The organism is Paraburkholderia sp. BR13444, from assembly GCF_040948755.1.
In the GTDB taxonomy this organism is placed as follows: Bacteria; Pseudomonadota; Gammaproteobacteria; order Burkholderiales; family Burkholderiaceae; genus Paraburkholderia; species Paraburkholderia youngii.
On record NZ_JBFPKM010000040.1, the window covers coordinates 1 to 2,496 of the forward strand.

General features: G+C 65.7%; 1 protein-coding gene and 1 pseudogene. Both read right to left on the minus strand.

What is annotated here, in order from left to right:
* Positions 1-355: 355 nt before the first annotated feature.
* Positions 356-1,525, minus strand: a pseudogene (locus AB3X95_RS38850) (IS91 family transposase).
* A 21-nt stretch (positions 1,526-1,546) separates the two neighbouring features.
* Complete coding sequence (locus AB3X95_RS38855) at positions 1,547-2,422, minus strand: tyrosine-type recombinase/integrase (protein WP_368623998.1); 876 nt, start codon at positions 2,420-2,422, stop codon at positions 1,547-1,549.
* Positions 2,423-2,496 lie beyond the last annotated feature (74 nt).

A 2,496-nucleotide genomic window follows, 5' to 3' on the forward strand; every position in this document is an offset into this window, starting at 1 on the left:
TCGTTAAGGGTTATTCGATGCCTGCCATCGGCCACAGGGATGTGATGGCGCCTCTGCGCGGGTTGGCAGGCGTCGAATAAGCCTCGATGGAGGAAACCGCGGGGCGCGCCGATGCGCCCGGAGCTTCGCGGCTATGGCGATTGATGGGCCAGGATGCTCAGCGGTGCCGGATGCGGCGCGTTCAGGCGGGATGCAGGACGGGCACTGACGCGATGACGAAGCGGTGCTGAGGTGCGATCGCGATGATGACGCGGGCACGCGAGGCAGGTCGCGAAGTGATGTGCGCGAGCGTCCGCTCGTGGGTCGCATTGACGCGAAGCCGACGTTCGACATGCAGATTGAGGAACCGCGGTGCTCATGTCTGCCCCTGTCGCATCGGTGGTGCCCGGATCGGGGCGCTGCGCGCGAGGATGTCGATGACGATCATTGGCGCGCCGCAGTGGTGGCAGATAAAGGTGGGCCGGCGTTCAATGAGAGCGTCGTCTGGTGACGGGCTGAGCCTGGGTGCAACATGCAGCAGTTCGCGCACCTTTGCGAGATTGGCTCGACGCACCGGGTTGGCAAGCAGTCCATAGTGACGGATACGATGGAAGCCGCCGGGCAGGACATGGAGCAGGAAGCGGCGCATGAATTCGCCGGCCTCGAGCGTCATGGTCTTGTAGCGGGTGCGCCCCTTCGCGCGGTAGTCCTTCCAGCGGAACGTCACGCCGCGCTCGTCGAAGGCGACGAGGCGCTGGTTGGAGATGGCAACGCGGTGCGTGTAGCGTGAGAGGTACTCGAGCACGGCCTTTGGTCCGGCGAACGGGCGCTTGGCGTAGACCACCCATTCGCAGGTACGCAGCGGTGCCAGCCACCGGGCAAAGGTGGCGGGGTCCGCGAGCCCGGTGTACTCGCCGAAGAACTGCAACTGGCCATGCCGGTGTGCCACTTCGAGCGCGTCGAGGAAGCGGCGCCGGAACAGGCGTGAGAGCACGCGCACCGGAAGGAAGAAGCCGGGCCGGCACGCAATCCAGCGCTCGCCATCGGGCGCGAGTCCGCCGCCGGGTACGATGCCGTGCACATGCGGGTGATGCGTGAGTGCTGAGCCCCAGGTGTGCAGGATGAGCGTGGCCCCGATCCGGGCGCCGAGGTGCCGGGGATCGGCGGCGATCGTGCGCAGCGTGTCGGCGGCGATGTCGAGCAGCAGGCCGTAGATGATCCGTTTGTTGTACTAGGCGATCGCACTGACGGGTGCGGGAAGCGTGAAGACGACGTGGAAGTATTCGATGGGTAGCAGATCGGCCTGGCGTGCCTCCAGCCAGCGGTGTGCGGCGCTGGCCTGGCACTTCGGGCAATGCCGGTCCCGGCACGAATTGAAGGACACCTCTGTCCTTGCGCAGCCTGAACAGCGCAGCACATGTCCGCCCAGTGCCGCCGTGCGGCACCGTTCGATGGCCGACATGACCTTCAGTTGCCCCGGGCTCAGCCGTATCGTGTTTCGCCATGCTGGCCCGCGGGCGCGGAATATGTCCGCGACCTCAAGCACGGGACGTCCTGCGGGGCCAGTCTATTCGGAGGGCAGGAGCTCCAGTGGGCTGGTGACTTCGCGCAGCAGGTCGGTGGCCACCTGCGCGTAAAGCGCAGTCGTCTCGAGCTTCTTGTGACCGAGCAGCACCTGGATGACGCGGATGTCGACCTTCTGTTCCAGAAGATGGGTGGCGAAGCTGTGACGCAGCGTGTGCATGGACACGCGCTTGTCGATCTGCGCAGTCACGGCAGCGGCGTGTATTGCGCGGTTGAGCTGCTTTGGGGTCAGTGGGTTGACCGGATCCATGCCCGGAAACAGCCAGCCACCATCGAGCATCTTCCCCTGGGCCCGCGCGACGCGCCACCAGACGCGCAGGCGTTCGAGCAGCACGGGCGAGAGCATCGCGTAGCGATCCTTGCGGCCCTTACCCTGCTCGATGCGCAGCGTCATGCGCTGGCTGTCAATGTCGCCGACCTTCAGCGCGACCACTTCGCTCGCGCGCAGGCCGGCGCCGTAGGCAACCGAGAGCGCAGTCTGGTGCTTGAGATTGCCCGCCGCGGCAATGAGCCGGCGGACCTCATCGGGGCTTAGGACGACGGGCAGCACACGGGGCACGCGCACCGGCTGCATGCGAGCCATCAGTTCGGGCTGCCTGAGCGTGATCTCGAAGAAGAACTTCAGCCCGGTGATCGCGGCGTTGAGAGAAACCGGAGAGGTACCGTGATCGACCAGGTGCAACTGGTAGCGTCGCAGGTCCTCGGCGGAAGCGGTGTCGGGAGAGCGGTGGAGAAACCGGGCGAACTCTCGCACGACCCTCAGATAGGCGTACTGGGTCTTCGGAGAAAGCTGACGCATGCGCATATCGTCGATCATGCGCTGGCGCAGCGGGCTGACGGCTGGTTGGGAGGAGGTCATGATTCGGCTCCTGCTGGAGAACGAGGCGGATTGCCTCATTCGCCAACATAGAACCGCGCGCCCGGCCTCTCCCT